At 59.5% G+C, this 15,364-nt stretch carries 17 protein-coding genes and 1 pseudogene; 11 read left to right on the top strand and 7 right to left on the bottom strand.

From position 1 onward, the window contains the following. Nucleotides 1-143 precede the first annotated feature (143 nt). Complete coding sequence (locus ACVW16_RS21000; RefSeq protein ID WP_456736395.1) at nt 144-1,694, bottom strand: winged helix-turn-helix domain-containing tetratricopeptide repeat protein; 1,551 nt, start codon at nt 1,692-1,694, stop codon at nt 144-146. A gap of 171 nt (nt 1,695-1,865) precedes the next feature. On the opposite strand from ACVW16_RS21000, the gene ACVW16_RS21005 reads away from it, so the two are divergent. Further along, on the top strand, nt 1,866-2,162 hold the full coding sequence (locus ACVW16_RS21005) for a DUF1127 domain-containing protein (RefSeq protein WP_456701039.1): 297 nt from the start codon (nt 1,866-1,868) through the stop codon (nt 2,160-2,162). Nucleotides 2,163-2,292: 130 nt separating this feature from the next. On the opposite strand, the gene ACVW16_RS21010 is transcribed toward ACVW16_RS21005, so the two are convergent. Together ACVW16_RS21010 and ACVW16_RS21015 are read right to left on the bottom strand one after the other, a co-directional pair. Continuing rightward, nucleotides 2,293-2,823, bottom strand: coding sequence for an ABC transporter substrate binding protein (locus tag ACVW16_RS21010; protein ID WP_456738241.1), 531 nt, complete (start codon nt 2,821-2,823; stop codon nt 2,293-2,295). A 66-nt stretch (nt 2,824-2,889) separates the two neighbouring features. Beyond that, a complete protein-coding gene (locus ACVW16_RS21015; protein ID WP_456738240.1) occupies nt 2,890-3,693 on the bottom strand; it encodes a COG4705 family protein in 804 nt (267 codons plus the stop codon). 1,014 nt (nt 3,694-4,707) lie between these two features. Here ACVW16_RS21015 and ACVW16_RS21020 point away from each other — a divergent pair. The 3 genes from ACVW16_RS21020 (at nt 4,708) to ACVW16_RS21030 (ending at nt 7,186) form a co-directional block, all read left to right on the top strand. Continuing rightward, nucleotides 4,708-5,007: a hypothetical protein gene (locus tag ACVW16_RS21020; RefSeq protein ID WP_456736394.1), complete on the top strand. Its 300-nt coding sequence runs from the start codon at nt 4,708-4,710 to the stop codon at nt 5,005-5,007. 31 nt (nt 5,008-5,038) lie between these two features. Further along, the gene (locus tag ACVW16_RS21025) at nt 5,039-5,254 is read left to right on the top strand and encodes a PRC-barrel domain containing protein (RefSeq protein ID WP_456736393.1); all 216 of its coding nucleotides are present in this window, start codon (nt 5,039-5,041) and stop codon (nt 5,252-5,254) included. 267 nt (nt 5,255-5,521) lie between these two features. Next, complete coding sequence (locus ACVW16_RS21030; RefSeq protein WP_456736392.1) at nt 5,522-7,186, top strand: methyl-accepting chemotaxis protein; 1,665 nt, start codon at nt 5,522-5,524, stop codon at nt 7,184-7,186. Nucleotides 7,187-7,220: 34 nt separating this feature from the next. Here ACVW16_RS21030 and ACVW16_RS21035 read toward each other — a convergent pair whose 3' ends face one another. Then, nucleotides 7,221-7,448, bottom strand: coding sequence for a hypothetical protein (locus tag ACVW16_RS21035; protein ID WP_456736391.1), 228 nt, complete (start codon nt 7,446-7,448; stop codon nt 7,221-7,223). Nucleotides 7,449-7,594: 146 nt separating this feature from the next. Here ACVW16_RS21035 and ACVW16_RS21040 point away from each other — a divergent pair, with 146 nt between their 5' ends. The 3 genes and pseudogenes from ACVW16_RS21040 to ACVW16_RS21050 all read left to right on the top strand — a co-directional run. After that, on the top strand, nt 7,595-7,816 hold the full coding sequence (locus ACVW16_RS21040) for a hypothetical protein (protein ID WP_456736390.1): 222 nt from the start codon (nt 7,595-7,597) through the stop codon (nt 7,814-7,816). Continuing rightward, on the top strand, nt 7,813-8,070 hold the full coding sequence (locus tag ACVW16_RS21045; RefSeq protein WP_456701044.1) for a PilZ domain-containing protein: 258 nt from the start codon (nt 7,813-7,815) through the stop codon (nt 8,068-8,070). The genes ACVW16_RS21040 and ACVW16_RS21045 overlap by 4 nt, the downstream gene beginning before the upstream one ends. A 549-nt stretch (nt 8,071-8,619) precedes the next feature. Further along, nucleotides 8,620-8,829 (top strand): annotated as a pseudogene (locus ACVW16_RS21050) (BLUF domain-containing protein); the annotation flags it as partial. Nucleotides 8,830-8,973: 144 nt separating this feature from the next. Here ACVW16_RS21050 and ACVW16_RS21055 read toward each other — a convergent pair. Both ACVW16_RS21055 and ACVW16_RS21060 read right to left on the bottom strand, forming a co-directional pair. Next, entirely contained in the window at nt 8,974-10,107 is a 1,134-nt protein-coding gene (locus ACVW16_RS21055; protein ID WP_456736389.1) for a YihY/virulence factor BrkB family protein, read from the bottom strand. A 162-nt stretch (nt 10,108-10,269) separates the two neighbouring features. Beyond that, nucleotides 10,270-10,536: a hypothetical protein gene (locus tag ACVW16_RS21060; protein WP_456736388.1), complete on the bottom strand. Its 267-nt coding sequence runs from the start codon at nt 10,534-10,536 to the stop codon at nt 10,270-10,272. Between the two features lie 173 nt (nt 10,537-10,709). Between ACVW16_RS21060 and ACVW16_RS21065 the strand changes: the two genes are divergently transcribed. Further along, nucleotides 10,710-10,901 carry a hypothetical protein gene (locus tag ACVW16_RS21065; RefSeq protein WP_456736387.1) on the top strand — a complete coding sequence of 64 codons (192 nt, stop codon included), beginning with the start codon at nt 10,710-10,712 and terminating at the stop codon, nt 10,899-10,901. On the opposite strand, the gene ACVW16_RS21070 is transcribed toward ACVW16_RS21065, so the two are convergent. Further along, entirely contained in the window at nt 10,898-13,603 is a 2,706-nt protein-coding gene (locus ACVW16_RS21070; RefSeq protein WP_456736386.1) for a bifunctional diguanylate cyclase/phosphodiesterase, read from the bottom strand. The two genes, ACVW16_RS21065 and ACVW16_RS21070, sit on opposite strands and share 4 nt — an antisense overlap. A gap of 299 nt (nt 13,604-13,902) precedes the next feature. Between ACVW16_RS21070 and ACVW16_RS21075 the strand changes: the two genes are divergently transcribed. From ACVW16_RS21075 to ACVW16_RS21085, 3 genes are all read left to right on the top strand, one after another. Continuing rightward, nucleotides 13,903-14,250 carry a DUF3088 domain-containing protein gene (locus ACVW16_RS21075; RefSeq protein ID WP_456701050.1) on the top strand — a complete coding sequence of 116 codons (348 nt, stop codon included), beginning with the start codon at nt 13,903-13,905 and terminating at the stop codon, nt 14,248-14,250. A gap of 87 nt (nt 14,251-14,337) precedes the next feature. After that, nucleotides 14,338-14,913: a cysteine hydrolase family protein gene (locus ACVW16_RS21080; protein WP_456701051.1), complete on the top strand. Its 576-nt coding sequence runs from the start codon at nt 14,338-14,340 to the stop codon at nt 14,911-14,913. A gap of 107 nt (nt 14,914-15,020) precedes the next feature. Further along, complete coding sequence (locus ACVW16_RS21085; protein WP_456701052.1) at nt 15,021-15,332, top strand: hypothetical protein; 312 nt, start codon at nt 15,021-15,023, stop codon at nt 15,330-15,332. Nucleotides 15,333-15,364 lie beyond the last annotated feature (32 nt).

Consider the following 15,364-nt stretch of genomic DNA (forward strand, 5'->3'; position numbering starts at 1 on the left):
CGGTTAAGTTACGTCCGGCCTACCTCCGATAGCCGACATATCTGGGGCCGTGGGATGCGGTAGCGATGGGCCATTTCCGGACTCATGGAGCGCAGCAAATTGCGTCCTGTCCCATCAACTCTGGCCGCGAGCACACGCGGGCCTCATTCGGGCAACCCGGCTTTCCGAATGCCCTCAATTAGCAGCTTTAGGGTTGTTTGCGTACTCCGAGAGAACCGCCCAGATATTGTAAAGGCCGGATCGATCTCAAGCAGACGTGCCGCCGCCTCACGCGCCTCGGCATCCCGTCCAAGATGCGCCAAAGCGGACGCCAAACCACGGAAAGTCATTGGATCGGAGGAGTTCTGACGAAGAGCCTTTCTGGAAACCGCGACTGCCTCGTCGAAGCGGCGAAGTTCGATCAATGCATGACCGATGCCAGCAAGATTAGTGTGAAGAACGGGGTCCAACGGGCTCACGCGAATGCCGCGTTCAAAGCTCAGGATTGCTTCTTCGTAGCGGCCTGCAACTTGGTAGACCCATCCTCTAGCGTTCCACACGCCGGGTTCATTTGGATTGGACGTGACCGCACGTTCAACATAATCAATGGCAGTCTCGTAGTCGTCGACAAGGAAAGCGGTAACCACCCCGGAGAGGGCCAGTACTGGCGCGCGATTCTCGTCGAGGCTCAACGCCAAGCGAGCCAGCCGAATTGCTTCACTGCGGTCGAATTGACTATCGGTAGAAAAGCCTTGAACAAGGTTGTTGAGGTGGCCGTAAGCCGCCAACATGGCGGCAAGACTAAAGCGAGGGTCAAGCTCCAAGGCACGATGCGCCAGTCGTATCGCTTCGGCGAAACCTTCTCGGGTCCTAAGATGAGATTTCTGTATGGCCCTTAGCCACAAATCGTAGGCGGTCGGGTTTTCCGATGGGCGGCGGGTCGCCATCTCAATTTCTGTTTGAAACAGCTTGGGGTGAATGGCCGAGATAACGGCGACCGTTATTTCGTCTTGCAGAGCGAAAACGTCTGTCAGGTCTCGCTCGAATCTGTCTGCCCAGATGTGCGCGCCCGTCACGGCATCAATCAACTGGCCTGCGATGCGCACCTTCCCTGACGCCTTGCGCACAGACCCCTCAAGGACATAGCGCACGCCGAGCCTGCGTCCGACCTCCTTGATATCAACGGCCTTGCCTTTGAACGTAAAGCTCGAATTGCGCGCGATCACGAACAGCAATTTGAAGCGCGATAGCGCAGTGATGATTTCCTCCACCAAGCCGTCAACGAAATACTCCTGCTCCGGATCACCGCTCATGTTCTCGAACGGCAACACGGCGATGGAGGGCTTGTCAGGGAGCGGAGAGGAACTCTCGGGCACGTCGCCGGGATTTGGGCGCGCAGCCTCTCGTGCCTCCCGTACCTGTCCGACGAAACGGAATCCCTTGCGCGGTAACGTCTTGATCAGGCGCTGTTCCTCCCCGGAATCGCCAATCGCGCTGCGGGCGACATTCATCCGGGTCGTCAACGCTGCATCCGAAACGCTGCGCCCATTCCAAATGGCGTTGATGAGGTCGTCTTTGCTGACGACGCGCTCCCTGGTGCGGATCAGGTAGTCGATCAGATCGAACACCTGTGGTGCGATGGAGACGACGTCCGCCCCGCGACGCAGCTCGCGCCGCTCAGTGTCGAATGCGTAGTCCTCGAAGAGATAGCGCAAATGCGATCCCCCTGGGATGAGGCCCCCCGTAACCGGGTGGCGCTACGGCCTCGCTGGAAATCGCAAGAATAAGCCGCCGGTGAGGAAAATGTAAGCAGCCGGTCAGGCGTGCCCACCGATCTCGCGGCACCTTCCTGCCGGTGAAAAAACACCGTCCCAGGAGAGACTGCAATGAGCACGACGCAGGGCACAGCATGGCTGGAACGGACGTCCGGATCGACCCGGCATGTCGCTAGCTTCTTCAGGAAATATTGGGATGCCTTTCAGGAGCGCCGCGAACGCCAAAAATTGCGTGCCAGCTTGTCCGCCCTAAGCGACAGGGAGCTGATGGATATCGGCACCACACGCGGCGAGATCGACTACGTCGCCTCGCACCGAGCTATTGACCCGGGAGGCATCCGATCCACCGAATGGCTGCGACAGCTGCCAACGGTTGACGGCCAAATTTTGCCCACCGACTTCCGATAAGGGTCAAAACGCCGAGAACTCAAGTTGAGCAAATCTGGTCCGTTCTTCCGCTATGAGCGGACCCGCCTCAGACGCAGCGCAACTTCGCAGATGGGCCAGCAAGTGATATGAGCTGCGGCAAAGCGCACGGTTATTGAATCACTTCGTCAGCTGGCAAAAGAAACCGGTCGGGTACCGTCAGCCCCAACGTCTTTGCGGTGTTGAGGTTGATCGCTAACGTGAACTTATCGGCTCGTTCGACTGGAAGGTCGCCCGGCTTTGCTCCCCGAAGGATTTTCGCCACCTGTCTGCCGGCGAGTTGAAAGCCATACTCTAGGTTGATCGAGTATGACATCAACGACCCGGCCTGCACGAAATCGCGGTACACACTGCAAATTGGCCTTCCCGGCTTTGCAACTGATGAGACAGTCTGAGGGATGTGGCCAAGGGTGACAAAGGAACCCGAAAGATAGAATGCGTCGACGCCATCGCGCGCTCCTGACGCCACGGCATCGTCGAGACCTTCGCGGCCGGGCCGTTCAAGGTCACATCTTAGAACCGCAAAACCAAGCTGCGAGGCCGCTTTCTTTAATGCGTTGTGTTCAAGTCTCGTTTGGCTCGTCTTTACGTCGCGTTCCCTAAACGCAATCATTCCGAGCCGGGTCAGGTTTGGTACCAGCACCTTGAACAAACGACCAAGAAGAATGGGCGACCGCCGACGTTGAACTTCTCGCCAGCATTGTCGACTTCAGGTTGCTTCCGTCAAGACGCGCGAAGATGGATGACGACCGGCTCGCTGGGGCAGGATCAGCACGAGCAAGACGATTGCTACGAGCATGACCGCCGAGGCCAAAGGTCGGCTCAGGGCAAGTCCGCCATGGCTCGTCGGCTTGTCCAGGAAATCGCCAACAGTCGCACCAAGCGGACGCGTCAGGATAAAAGCAGCCCAGAACAGGAAAATCCGCGAAATGTTGGTCCAGAAATACAAAGCTGCCAGGATGAGCAAGCCTGCGCCGAACAAGATCGCCCCGCCATCATATCCCAGTCCGGTGCTGTCGGCGGTCCAATCGCCGAGCGCGGTTCCAAGCGTCTGCGAAAAGGTAATCGTCACCCAGTAGAAAACCTCCGCTTTCGGCGATGCGACCGTTTGAACATCTACCGAACCGAGAGCGAAATACCAGATCGCCAACGAGGCCAACACGCAGGCCAGGAGCACCGACGAGCCTCCCGCATAACCGATGCCCAGTGAGCGGTCGAAGAAGTCGGCCATGGCCGTTCCAACGGTGGTCGAGGCCACGATTGCCAGCCAATAGACCCATTTGTTGAACCGTCTCGTCGATATCTGGGCGACCACCGCCCCGACAAACACCGCAAGGAACAAGGCGGTCCCAATCAAGTAACCACCGTTGTTGGCATTTTCATCAGCGTGCAGCCAGCTCATCGTCACCGTGTCTCCACCGGTCTCACCAAGCGTTGTCGCCAAGATCTTAATGATCCAGAATCCCAGCGTCACTTCGGGAACTTTGCTCAGGACATCAGTTCGTTCTTGCATGGTCATCTCGTCTGAAACTGCGGCCCAGTCGAACAACAGACGAAGCCCCGAACGGGGCGCTTGCAGCGCGATGAAATCTTCGCAATGTTCAGTGACCAGCCTTAGGCGCGACAAATCGATCATGCGGGCGCGCGTCAGTAGCTTGCTCATTCGAGTAAGAAGCCGCTAACCGTGCGCATTGCCGACCATTGAAAGTAGGACTGCATACGGTTTCTCCTTACCACTTAGCGCTCTAGTAACACCGGGGCCGCGACACTTACGCTTTTCACGGAGAGGCTGAGGTCATGAACGCGAAGGTGAAGATCAGGTGCCCGGCCTGCACACGTATGTTTCAAGAGAAAGCCAATCGAGTTCGTGATGGACTGCAGGTCAACTGCCACAATTGCAACAGGCTGATAACGCTGTCCAAAGAGACAGAAGATCCTTTTATTCGGCGAGCATTGAAGACTGCTCGGGAAATGCGAGCGGCAGAGGAGGACCGGATAGTCAGTCGGGTTTACAAAGGCGCTGCCGCCGCACCGCCACGCGATGCGCCTTAACAGGGGCGTGCTGCTTTAAAAACAGAGGTGTCGCGGCTTGTCTCTTCGGCGGCACGCGCGCCGCTTGGGAGGGGATGGCCGGTTGCGTCTGGCCTCCCGAAGCTGACCTGAGTTCAAGCTGACTTAAGTCGTACGTCAGCATCGCCATGCCGGACGGCTGGTCCCTAGTCCATTCCTTACATTCGGGGCTTCTGATAGGTCTCACTGTGCTGGTTTTGAGGCAACTCGGCCACGCGTGTCCCACCAACCTGGCCGCCCACAATCGCTGCGAGGAAGATGCCGCCAGCCACTGCCCACAAATCCGTAAAAGCGCCAGTCCCGATAACTCGTGATTTGCTCCTGACGACTAACGCGACGACAGGAGAAATGTTCTTGAGCGCGGACTCGCAGCTTCGGCCTTCTTACCGACTCGCCGCCACTGGAACTCATTTGTGCACCTGAGAGTTCTACGCTTGGTGTAAGGAGGCCGAGACCAGTGACTAGCTTGCGGCAAGCCATCGGCAAACTCGGTGCGTACCAATCGCTCACGCTGTTAGCCGTGCCGATCTGTCTGGTTGAGCCTTTGAAGCTCATCGCTGTGGCGGTGGCGGGCGAGGGCCACTGGCTCACCGGCACAGCCATGATCATCGCAGCGTACGCCGCCAGCCTACTCGTTGTGGAACGACTGTTCGCTGTGGTGAAGCCAAAACTGCTGCGGCTTCACTGGTTCGCGAAGCTGTGGGCTTGGCTCATTGTCATACGATACAAGCTCCCACGTCCATTTCAGAGCACATAAGCCTCGTGATGTTTATGTCCTTGTTACGCGCATGACCACGTCGAGCGCTGCTGAGGAGAGAGCCGTTAGCACCCTCCGGGAATTGCACGCTGCCGAGGACGAGTTGATCGGCAAGACTGTCGTCATGACCGACGGCAAAGGACGATTGATCATATCTATCTCGACGAAGTGCACGGACTTCGCATTTCAATCGCTGGGGCATGATGGTGAATGGCCGATTTCAACCGTCAAGCGCATCCAAAACTGATGGCAGGGGCACCAATTTCACCGACAAGGTCCGCCGGTTGTTCGCCTGGGCTAAGGTTCCACCCAGGGATCGGTTGGGCCGTATGGACCTCAATAGCCTCTAAGCGGAGTGGAAGGTGCAGGTGGGTTCCGATTTGCGGAACCAGCAGCGATTACTTTTCGGGTAAAAACGCCAGCGTATAAATACGGGGGCGTTCGGATAGTTAGCGATCCGTTTACGCTGATTGCCCATCCTTTAGGCATTGCTCAGCCGTGCCGGGGATGGACCATGTTTCGCCGCATCAACAAAGCCGTTCAAGACGCCATCGCTACGGCGCAGGCGATCGATCGCTCGCAAGCTGTAATCGAATTCGAGCCGAATGGGAGGATTGTCACCGCCAACGCCAACTTCCTCGCGGCCGTGGGGTACTCGTTACCTGAGATACAGGGCAAGCACCACAGCATCTTCGTCCCTCCGGCCGAGCGCGAGAAGCCCGGTTATGCCGAGTTCTGGAAGACGTTAGCTCGCGGCGAATTCCAAGCCGCGCAGTACCAGAGGATCAGAAAAGACGGCTCCCCGCTGTGGATACAAGCGACTTACAACCCCATCCTCGGAAAAGACGGGAAACCTTACAAGGTCGTAAAGCTCGCTAGAGACATCACTGCGGAGCACGTAAAAAACCTTGAGCAGAATGGGAAGATTGCCGCTCTGGATCGTGCGCAGGCCGTCATCGAATTCGACTTGAATGGCGTCATCATCACCGCAAACGAAAATTTCCTGCGAGTGATGGGCTATGGACTGGCTGAAATAGTCGGGAAGCACCATTCCATCTTCGTTGATCCAAACTTCGCGGCAAGCGCCGCCTACAAAGAGGGCTGGGCTAAACTAAACCGGGGCGAGCTTGTCAGCGGCGAATTCAAGCGCCTGGCCAAGGGAAACCGCGAGGTTTGGATATTGGCGTCGTACAATCCTATCCTCGATGAGCTCGGAAAGCCCATCAAAATCGTCAAATTTGCGACTGATGTGACGAGAGCACGCTTGGAATCGGCCGACACGAAGGGGCAGATCGAGGCCATTCGAAAATCGCAGGCGGTTATTGAATTCGCGATGGATGGTACCGTCCAATGGGCGAACGTAAATTTTCTTGGCGCGATGGGCTATGCCTTGGGTGAGGTGAAAGGCAAACATCACAGCATGTTTGTCGATCCTGCCGAGCGCGGCTCTTTCTCTTACAAGGAGTTTTGGGATCGCCTTAGAGCCGGTGAATATCAGGCCGGTGAATTCAAGCGGCTTGCGAAGGGCGGCCGCGAGATATGGATTGAAGCATCGTACAATCCAATTATCGATCCCAACGGAAAACCTTTTAAGGTGGTGAAATACGCGACTGACGTGACCGAGAAAGCTGTTGCACGAATGAAGGCTGAAGAGGCTAAGGGGCTCATCCATTCCGTCGCAGCCGGAAGCGAAGAAATGTCAGCTTCGATCCGGGAGATTTCCGAAACAATGGTCAAGGCGCGCAGTGTAGTAGACACGGCAGTGAGCCGAGTTGAAGGCGCAGATGGCCAAGCGCAGCGTCTGACGACGGCAACCGATGCGATGGGTGGGATTGTCGAGTTGATCGCGAACATCACTGGGCAGATCAATCTTCTGGCTCTCAATGCAACCATCGAATCTGCTCGCGCCGGCGAAGCGGGCCGCGGCTTTGCGGTTGTCGCATCGGAAGTCAAAAGCTTGGCAAGTCAAGCTAAGCAGGCCACTGACAAGATCAATGCTGAGATTGGCGCGCTAACCGGCGCGTCTGGCGATGTGCTCGGTGCGCTAAATGCGATTAAATCGGCTATCGTGAACGTTGACGAGTATGTCACCAGCACCGCTGCGGCGGTCGATGAACAAAGCGCGGTGACTGCCGACATGGCCTCGAATATGCAACGAGCGGCACTGGCTTTGGCCTAATAAGCTGCACGGCCGTGAGCTTTGAGCTGCCGTCTCAGGCGGCCGCAACCGATTTGAGCTGCTCGCGCGCATCGGCCTCTTGCGGACGCGATGCTTTCTCCTCCTCGATCATCCGGGTCACGACGCCGACTGGCATCGGCCGACCGACCAGATAGCCCTGCACACTGTCGCAGCCCTCCCCGCGGAGAAAGTCGAGACGGCGCGTCGTCTCGACGCCCTCGGCCAGCGCGCCCCAATCGGACCCGACGCTATCAAGTCCCAAGCGACTCATTCTCAATCAGCGCATTGTGCAGGAATACCCCCTCAGTAGCACGAGGCCATTTTTGCAACCGCCCGCCCACATTATTACGAGTATTTTAATTCTTATCCGTGATTGTAGGGAGCAATCTTTAATTGCGATATTATTTCATGCAGCTCATAGCCGAGCGAAACTATTCGTTTATCGCGTTCGAGTCGCTCGCGGAACGACAGGCGTGCGACAGCCTATTCCGGGTAGCCGAAGACGAGTTCGTTTTACACATGCAGTCCGACCAGGCCGCCGACGAAGAGCGGTTGATCTGGTTGGATAGCAGAGCAGCGCTGCTTTGGATCAACCAAACGCCCGATGAGTATGGAATGAACTGGGGGTGAAGCTCGTGGTGGAAACCAGAAGAGCGCCCCGCTATCGCGTTTCGAAGCCGGCGCAAATTCATTATGGGGCAAACAAGATTACCTGCGTTGTTCGCGATCTTTCCCTCACTGGCGCCGCTCTACAGCTTTCCGATGGAAGCGCAATAGTCCCGTCGGCGTTCACGCTGATCGTTCCTGAAGACAATCTGACGCTGCCGTGCCGAGTAGTTTGGCGTGGTCCCTTCAAGATCGGCGTCACGTTCGAATTGCCCTAGAGCGCCTCCGCCGGGAGTATTCCTGTCTTCCCTCCCTGAGGCCGGGCTTCACGAAGAAGGAGCATTATCTCGCTTCTGGTGATTGCGCGGGCCGGGGCGATCGTCCCATGTCACATACCCGCACAATCGGCACCGATACATCGTAACAGTCCCGTCGATGCGAGCGTTGAATAGTTCGCTTACGGTCACGTCGCTGCTGCCCCGGCACCGCCCGCAGCTCGGCAAGGATGCAGGTGTCTTGTTGAAGTCCGTCTCCCTTGCCACGCTGATAGCTCCAGAGGATGCCTCACCGCACGCTTCGCAGTGAACGGTCTAGTGGTATCGAAGTTCATCATTGCGTGTTTTGCTGCCGAAGCCACACCGTCCTTAGCGTCTCAAGCGACCTATGAACGAAGCCGCAGGTAATATGTTAGGAGGGAAGCCTGTCGCCTCAGCAGCAATCAGACACGATCCTTGATTCGAACCGGCAATTCGCGAATGCGCTTGATGGCGTCGTAGACGGCGTTCGCGATCGCGGCGTGGACGCACGAGGTGGATGTACCCGACGACATGCCTTCCAGTGCGGGGCCTGTCCCAGCGTTGGCCAAATTTGTGCTGCAGGCTGCTGCCGACGATCGCGCCAATCCCGAACTTGGGCTAACCGGTGTTTTGTTATTTTCTGGTCGCCACTTTGCTCAATTTCTTGAAGGCGCAGAGGCTGACCTTAATATCATGAAGGCGTCGATTTGTAGCGATGACAGGCATACGGGCATTGTAACGTTGCAGACACGGATCTCGAAGTCACCGCGACGCCTCGCTGCTCGTCCTCGCGGACGAGGTCGAAAAGGTCCGCCCCTTGCTGGGTGCATGAGTCCAAAGGTGGCCCATCGCGACATATTGCGCTCATCGAGATCGCGAGCCGATTCAAGATTTCGGCTTCCCGACTGTGTCGGCCATCCTGGCGCCTCTGACGCCGAGCGGCTCGGGTCTGCCGGTAGTGGTGTCGCGGGCGATCTGATGCTCCATCTCAGCGTTGAGTTCGGCTCCCAGCAGGACCACGATCGCCGAAATCCAGAGCCAAGTCATGAAGCCGATGACGGCGCCCAAGGATCCGTAGGTTTGGTCGAAGGTGCCGAAGTTGGCGGCGTAGAACGAGAACAGCCCGGATGCCGCAAGCCAGAGCAGGCTCGCGGCTGCGCTGCCCCAGGTGATCCATGACCAACGGGGCGCTTCGCGACTGGGCCCGAATCGGTAAATGCACGAGAGCGCGAGCGCAAGCGCGACGAAGAGTGCGGGCCAGCGCCCGATCCGGATCAGCAAGTCGGCGGATTTCGAGAGGCCTACGTATTGCAGCACTACGGGAATGACGACGACCCCGCCGAGCGCCGCGAGAACGAAGACGATGCCGCCAATGGTGAATCCTAGCGAGATCGCGTTCAGCTTGAAGAAGCCTCGCTTCTCCTCTTCGCCGTAGACGATGTTCAACGTGTCGAACAGCGACTTCATCGCGGCATTCGCGCTCCACAGCGAGATCAAAAGACCGGTCGCGAACGCGAACCCGAGGGTCCGATCGTCCTTCGTCGCGACGCGCGTGAGTTGTTCGCGCGCAACGTCGACTGCGCCACCCGGGATGAAGCCGGCGACATCGTCGAGGTGCTTTGCGATCGTGTTGGGATCCGCGAAGAGCCCGTAGATTGCGACGAGCGCTGCGATCGCGGGAAAGATCGCAAGCAGGCTGTAGTAGGTCATGCCGGCGGCCAACGCGAGGATTCGATGCTCGCCGATGTTGCCGTATACCCGCCAGAGGATGTCCTTCCATCCGCGCGCCGGGATCTCCGCGGGCGAGGTCGCCTGGCGTCCGCGATCACCGCCTTCGATCGCCATTGTCGCAAGCGTGGCGTCCCGGTCGGCTTCTCTGTGCTCCGGGAACTTGCCGCCCTCTGCAGGACGGGCGACATGCTCGGGCGGAACGAGGCGGCCCCACACCAGTGCGACCGCCATCAGCCCCAGCGCCGCAGCCATGCTCCATTTGCCTTCCGATGTTTCTGTTCGAGCCATTGAATTCCTCCGCGCAACTCAATTGCTCGTCGGAGATTGCGTTCCTGCATCGCAAGGCGGCGGGCGGCGCGTTCCCCCTCCTGGGTGAATCACCGCGTAGGGCGTCACGCGGCCTGTAGCGAGTTCGGCCGGAAAGCGCCCTTGAGGCGAAACTATTCGGCCCTACCGGAGTAGGCGCGGCCACCGCGCGAGCTTGCTTGCGGCGATGACGGCTGCTGCGGCGCGGCGACGGACGGCAATTCGCCTCCCTGCGGAACGCAGGTACCGACGGTCTGAGCAGCCTTTCGCCTTGCAAGTCGCGCGCCCGTGGTATTCGCGTCGCCGGTCGATGTTGGTGGCCGCCTTCAGGAACTCTAGTTCTCCGCCGGCGATTTTTCCGTCGGCGATTTTACGTTCATGAACAGGCGATATCCGCTTGTCCTGGAGCATCGCCCTTCCGATCCTCGTCCGGTACGGTATCTCGGCTTGCATCATGTTCGTTTGCGCCGTCCTCCAGATGGAGCTTCAAATGCAGACGGGCGCGCCGGGGTACTTCCTGCTGCTCCCGGGCGTGTTTCTGTCCGGGGCTAATCTTCGATCGAGGCTCGGGAATCCTAGCGGCCGTGATTGCCGTGGGGGTCGGAGCCTGCGTCAGCTTCGCGGGCGGCATCGGCCTCGATTTCCTGGTCACGAATTCGCTCTTCGCCATCACCGCGGCCGGTACAGCCACCATCGCCGAATTCCAGCGGGCCGAGCTCAGTCGGGTGAAGCTGGCCGACAAGACCAAGGCCGTGCTGCTGCAGGAGATGGCTTAGGCGACGGCCTGATCGGCCCCGATGCGAGACGTCCAGGCGATGTCGGCCAACGGCGCCGGTCTGCGAAAGAAGTAGCCTTGGCCCAGGATGATGCCGAGCGATCGTACCTCTTCGACCTGCCGCTGCGTCTCAATGCCTTCGGCAATGATCGACAGGTTGAGTGTCTTCGCTAGCTGGACGATCGACCCCAGCACGGCGAGAGTCCCGGGGCGATCGATCCTGTCAATGAAGGCCTTGTCGATCTTGACCTTATCGAACGGAAACGCGGTCAGATACGACAATGACGAATAGCCGACGCCGAAGTCATCGAGTGCGATGGAGATACCGAGCTCCTTCAGTCGCTCCAGCGTCTTCAGGTTCTCCTCGCTATCGGCGAGAAACACGCTTTCGGTGATTTCGAGCTCGAGGCGGTGCCGCGGAAGCCCGCTTTCGGCAAGCGCGAACGTCACGACATCAACCAGGTTGCTCTTGCTAAACTGCTCTGCCGACAGGTTGACCGCAATCCTGATGTCATCCGGCATCTTCATGGCGTCGCGGCAGGCCTTGGCGAGGACGAAGTTGCCGAGCTCGACGATCAGCCCGCCTTCCTCCGCAACCGGGATGAACTCGGCGGGCGCGATGAAGCCTCTGGTCCTGTGGTGCCAGCGCGCGAGCGCTTCGACCGCGACGGTCCGGCCCGTGCCGATCTCGACCACCGGCTGATAGAAGACCTCGATCTCCTCGCGCCAGATCGCCTCGCGCAGCTCGATTTCCAGAAGACTGCGCTGATCGGCCTCGGCCTTCAGATCCGGCGAATAGAGGTTGAAACAATTGCGCCCGAGATTCTTCGACTTGTAGAGCGCAAGATCGGCGTTGCGCAGGATTTCGTCGATGCGCGTACCGTGCTCCGGTACCACGGCGATGCCAATGCTGCACCCGATCGCGACAGGATGGCCATCGATGTCATAGGGCGCTGCGATCGCCGCGACCAATCGGCCGGCCAAAATTCCCGCACCGTCGGAAAGCGGCCCTTGCCCCGGGGCCACAATCAGCGCGAATTCATCCCCGCCCATCCGGGCCGCCGTATCGACCTCGCGGCTCTCGGCCTTGATCCGGGCCGCGACCCGGCTGAGAAGCGCGTCGCCTGCTTGATGGCCAAGCACGTCGTTGACGGACTTGAACTTGTCGAGGTCCAGCAGCAGGACGGCGAACGGCGTATTCATGCGCCGATACCTCGCCAGCGCCTCCTCGAGGCGCTCCTTGAACAGATTGCGGTTCGCCAGACCGGTCAGGCTGTCGTAATGAGCAAGCCTCTCGATCCTATCCGCGGACGTCTTGCGTTCCGTGATGTCCTGATGCGTCGCGACCCAGCCGCCGTCCTGGCGCCGGCCATAGGAAATGTAGATGATCCGGCCCATGGGAAACGTCACGGTATTCGACGTCCGTTCCGACAAGACGAGCCTGTCCTTCAGATCGCGCAGGTATGCGTCGAGATCGGAGACAGCATTCTGGCCGGCGAAGACCTCATGGAACGTCATGCCGATGCGGACCTGCTCCGGAGCAAGGCCGTACGCGTCCAGCCACTGACGATTGAATGCGATCAGGCGGTCCCTGCCGTCGAACATGCTCAATCCCTGCGGCAGATTGCGCAACGCGTCCTCGAACTTGCCGAGCGAGTCGCGCAACTCGAATTCCGCCCGATCGAGGGCCCGTTGTCGTCGCCAATGCAGTGTCGTGGCGATGGCGATCACCAGGGTGAGAAGAAGCGCGCAACCGAGATAGATCCACTTTCTTGATTGATAGCGCGCGTAGATTTCCTGTTCGGCAATGCCGACCGTGAAAATAAGCGGGAAGAGTGCCGAACTGCGCACGGTGATCAGTCTGTCGGTGCGGTCCGTGCGGCCTTCGCTCCAATATTGGCTATTGGTCTGCTGTAGCCGGCTCCGGATGTGTTCGGCGGACACCTGTCCGAGAAAATTGCCAAGGTCGATTCCACGCGCCGCCAGCGCGACATAATTCGCATTGCGTAGAACGAGAGTACCGCCGGCACCGAGCCTCGCCGTCTCGTAGAAATTCCCGAGCATGTCGACGCTGATCGAACCCACGACGACGCCCACGGGGACCCGGCTGAGGTCGAAGATCTTCCTCGCGATCTGGATCGTCCACTTGCCGGACACCCGGCCGAATACCGGCTTCGCCACATAGAGGGCGTCGTCGGTCTGCCGGAGCGTGTTGAGGAAGTGCTCCCGGTCGCCGAGATAAAGCAACGGGCCGGAATAGCCCGTCGTGGTCGCGAACATATAGCCGTCCAACCCGATCATGGAAAACTGGACCACGTCGCCGCTCGCAAGACGCGCCTTCTCGGCCCACGACTTCAGATCGAACCCGGACGGATCTTCCGCGTAGAGGGCCCGAACGATCAGCAACGACTGATCGACCCGCTCGAAGATCCGTTCGGTGTTTTCCTGGAAGAGCTTCGCGACGCTGTCTCCGTGCGACTTGGCCTGCTGGAGCGCCTCGATCCGCTCCGAGGACAAGATCGTGAAACAACTGATCCACACGAGCGGCAGAAAGACCAGTGCGAATTGCAGCGGCACGCTCCGCCGGACTTCCGTCGCGATCCTGCGAATGACATGCCGCACCTGCGTCACAGCCTGCCGGCCGCGCACGTCCTGATCGGGCGCGACACCTTCCGCCGACAGCTGCGGCAAGAAACGCGGCATCAACTCTTCCTCCGGCGCACCGGGTGACCCTCTCGCCACGACGACATGCGTGAGCGCATTCAAGCTTGACCGCAATCTAAGCTCGTGGCCTTAAACATTGGTTCCGCGGACAAAGCGGAATTGCACTTGAACGCCGGTAAGGTCTCGGTAACCGACCGTATTCGCGGCAAATCACCTCGGAGAGAGGTAAAATAAAACCTCTGTCATGATCGCGTTCGGCATACAAGGATCAGGCACGTGACGACAGTTCAGACGGATCGAGATTGGACACGCGGGACAGGCCCTCTTCGGAGCAACCCATGACGCGCGATCGCCTGTTTCTGCTGCGCCAAGGTTTCGAAGACCCTGCGCTTCCCGGCCGCCGCTTCTTCTGCTGGCACTGCGCACTGATCGAGGGCCTGCTCGCCTCATTTCCAGCGCTGACCGAAAAACTCGACGTCGAGCGCATCGCCTGGCCGAAGCCGCGGCGCGAGGTGATCGCACTGGTCGGCGAGGAGAACCAGTGGCTGCCGCTGCTCGTGCTGGCGGATGGAGCGACATCGCCGCATCAGACCGGCAGCCATCGGGGGCACGCGTTCATCAACGACAAGGACGCCATCCTTGCCGCGCTGTCCGAGCGCCACGGCTTCCCCGAGCCGCATCCGTAGAACTCGTCCCGAAACGAGGGATAATCGGCATTGCCTGCGCCAGCGAGCGCCTCGCATACTCGGCAGGCAAGCCCGGAATCCCTCGCCATGCGCAATCTCCTTCCCGCTCTCATCGTCGTGGACGTGCAGCGCGCATTTGACGAATGGGAGGCGGCGGGCAAGCGGCGCAACAATCCGGATGCGGTGGCGCGCATCGCCGATCTGCTCGCGGCATTCAGGACGAGCGGCGCGCCGATCTTCCACATCCGACACGAAGGCAGCAAACCGAACTCGGCGTTTTTGCCGTCGCGCACCGGATACGCCGTCAAGGACGAGGCGCGCGAGCAGGCGGGCGAGCCCGTGATCGTCAAGCGCGTCAACAGCGCGTTCATCGGCACCGACCTCGAGACGCGCCTGCGCGCAAGCAACATCGCCACGCTCGTGATCTGCGGCGCCACCACCAATCATTGCGTGGAGACGACGACGCGGATGGCCGGCAATCTCGGCTTCGAAACGGCCCTCGTGCGCGACGCCACCTGGACATTCGACCGCATCGGGCCCGATGGCGAGGCGCATTCGGCCGAATCCATTCACGCGATGACGCTGTCGAATCTCAACGGTGAATTCGCCCGCATCGTGACCACGAACGAAATCGTCGCCTCGCTCGCAGCGGTGCGACAATAAATCCCGCGATTGATGGTCGCTCGTCTGCGTCGTTTCGACGCCCGCTCTCGCCGGAACGCCAGCAACACCCACCTGTTGTCACTCGACATCTCAACTGGAGTGATGACATGAAGTATCTCTTTGTCGCGATGGCCATCGGCGCTGCTGCGCTCAGCGCGTCCGCAGCCCAGGCCGGCGGCGAAAAGGCCAAGCCGAACGCGCGAGTGAGCCAATCGACCGATATCAGCGCGCAGCACAGGCATGGCCATCACGGTCATCGCCAACACCATTGGCGCCCGCATCACCACGGCTATTATCGTCCGCACTATGGCCATGGCTATTATCCGCGGCATCACGGCTATTACGGTGGCGGCCCCTACGGTTATTACGGCGGCGGCGGCCCCGGCGTGACATTCAGCTTCGGCGGAAGCCGCTGGTGAGACAAAAGGCCCGCAGAGATGCGGGCTTTCTT

The organism is Bradyrhizobium sp. USDA 4474 (assembly GCF_054057515.1).

Bases quoted from the DNA above. Each gene is read 5' to 3' on its own strand.
- ACVW16_RS21040 (WP_456736390.1), top strand. From the start codon at position 7,595: ATGCAGCTCATAGCCGAGCGAAACTATTCGTTTATCGCGTTCGAGTCG.
- ACVW16_RS21005 (WP_456701039.1), top strand. From the start codon at position 1,866: ATGAGCACGACGCAGGGCACAGCATGGCTGGAACGGACGTCCGGATCG.
- ACVW16_RS21025 (WP_456736393.1), top strand. From the start codon at position 5,039: ATGACCACGTCGAGCGCTGCTGAGGAGAGAGCCGTTAGCACCCTCCGG.
- ACVW16_RS21085 (WP_456701052.1), top strand. From the start codon at position 15,021: ATGAAGTATCTCTTTGTCGCGATGGCCATCGGCGCTGCTGCGCTCAGC.
- ACVW16_RS21015 (WP_456738240.1), bottom strand. From the start codon at position 3,693: ATGCAAGAACGAACTGATGTCCTGAGCAAAGTTCCCGAAGTGACGCTG.
- ACVW16_RS21030 (WP_456736392.1), top strand. From the start codon at position 5,522: ATGTTTCGCCGCATCAACAAAGCCGTTCAAGACGCCATCGCTACGGCG.
- ACVW16_RS21070 (WP_456736386.1), bottom strand. From the start codon at position 13,603: ATGCCGCGTTTCTTGCCGCAGCTGTCGGCGGAAGGTGTCGCGCCCGAT.
- ACVW16_RS21080 (WP_456701051.1), top strand. From the start codon at position 14,338: ATGCGCAATCTCCTTCCCGCTCTCATCGTCGTGGACGTGCAGCGCGCA.
- ACVW16_RS21060 (WP_456736388.1), bottom strand. From the start codon at position 10,536: ATGCTCCAGGACAAGCGGATATCGCCTGTTCATGAACGTAAAATCGCC.
- ACVW16_RS21055 (WP_456736389.1), bottom strand. From the start codon at position 10,107: ATGGCTCGAACAGAAACATCGGAAGGCAAATGGAGCATGGCTGCGGCG.
- ACVW16_RS21075 (WP_456701050.1), top strand. From the start codon at position 13,903: ATGACGCGCGATCGCCTGTTTCTGCTGCGCCAAGGTTTCGAAGACCCT.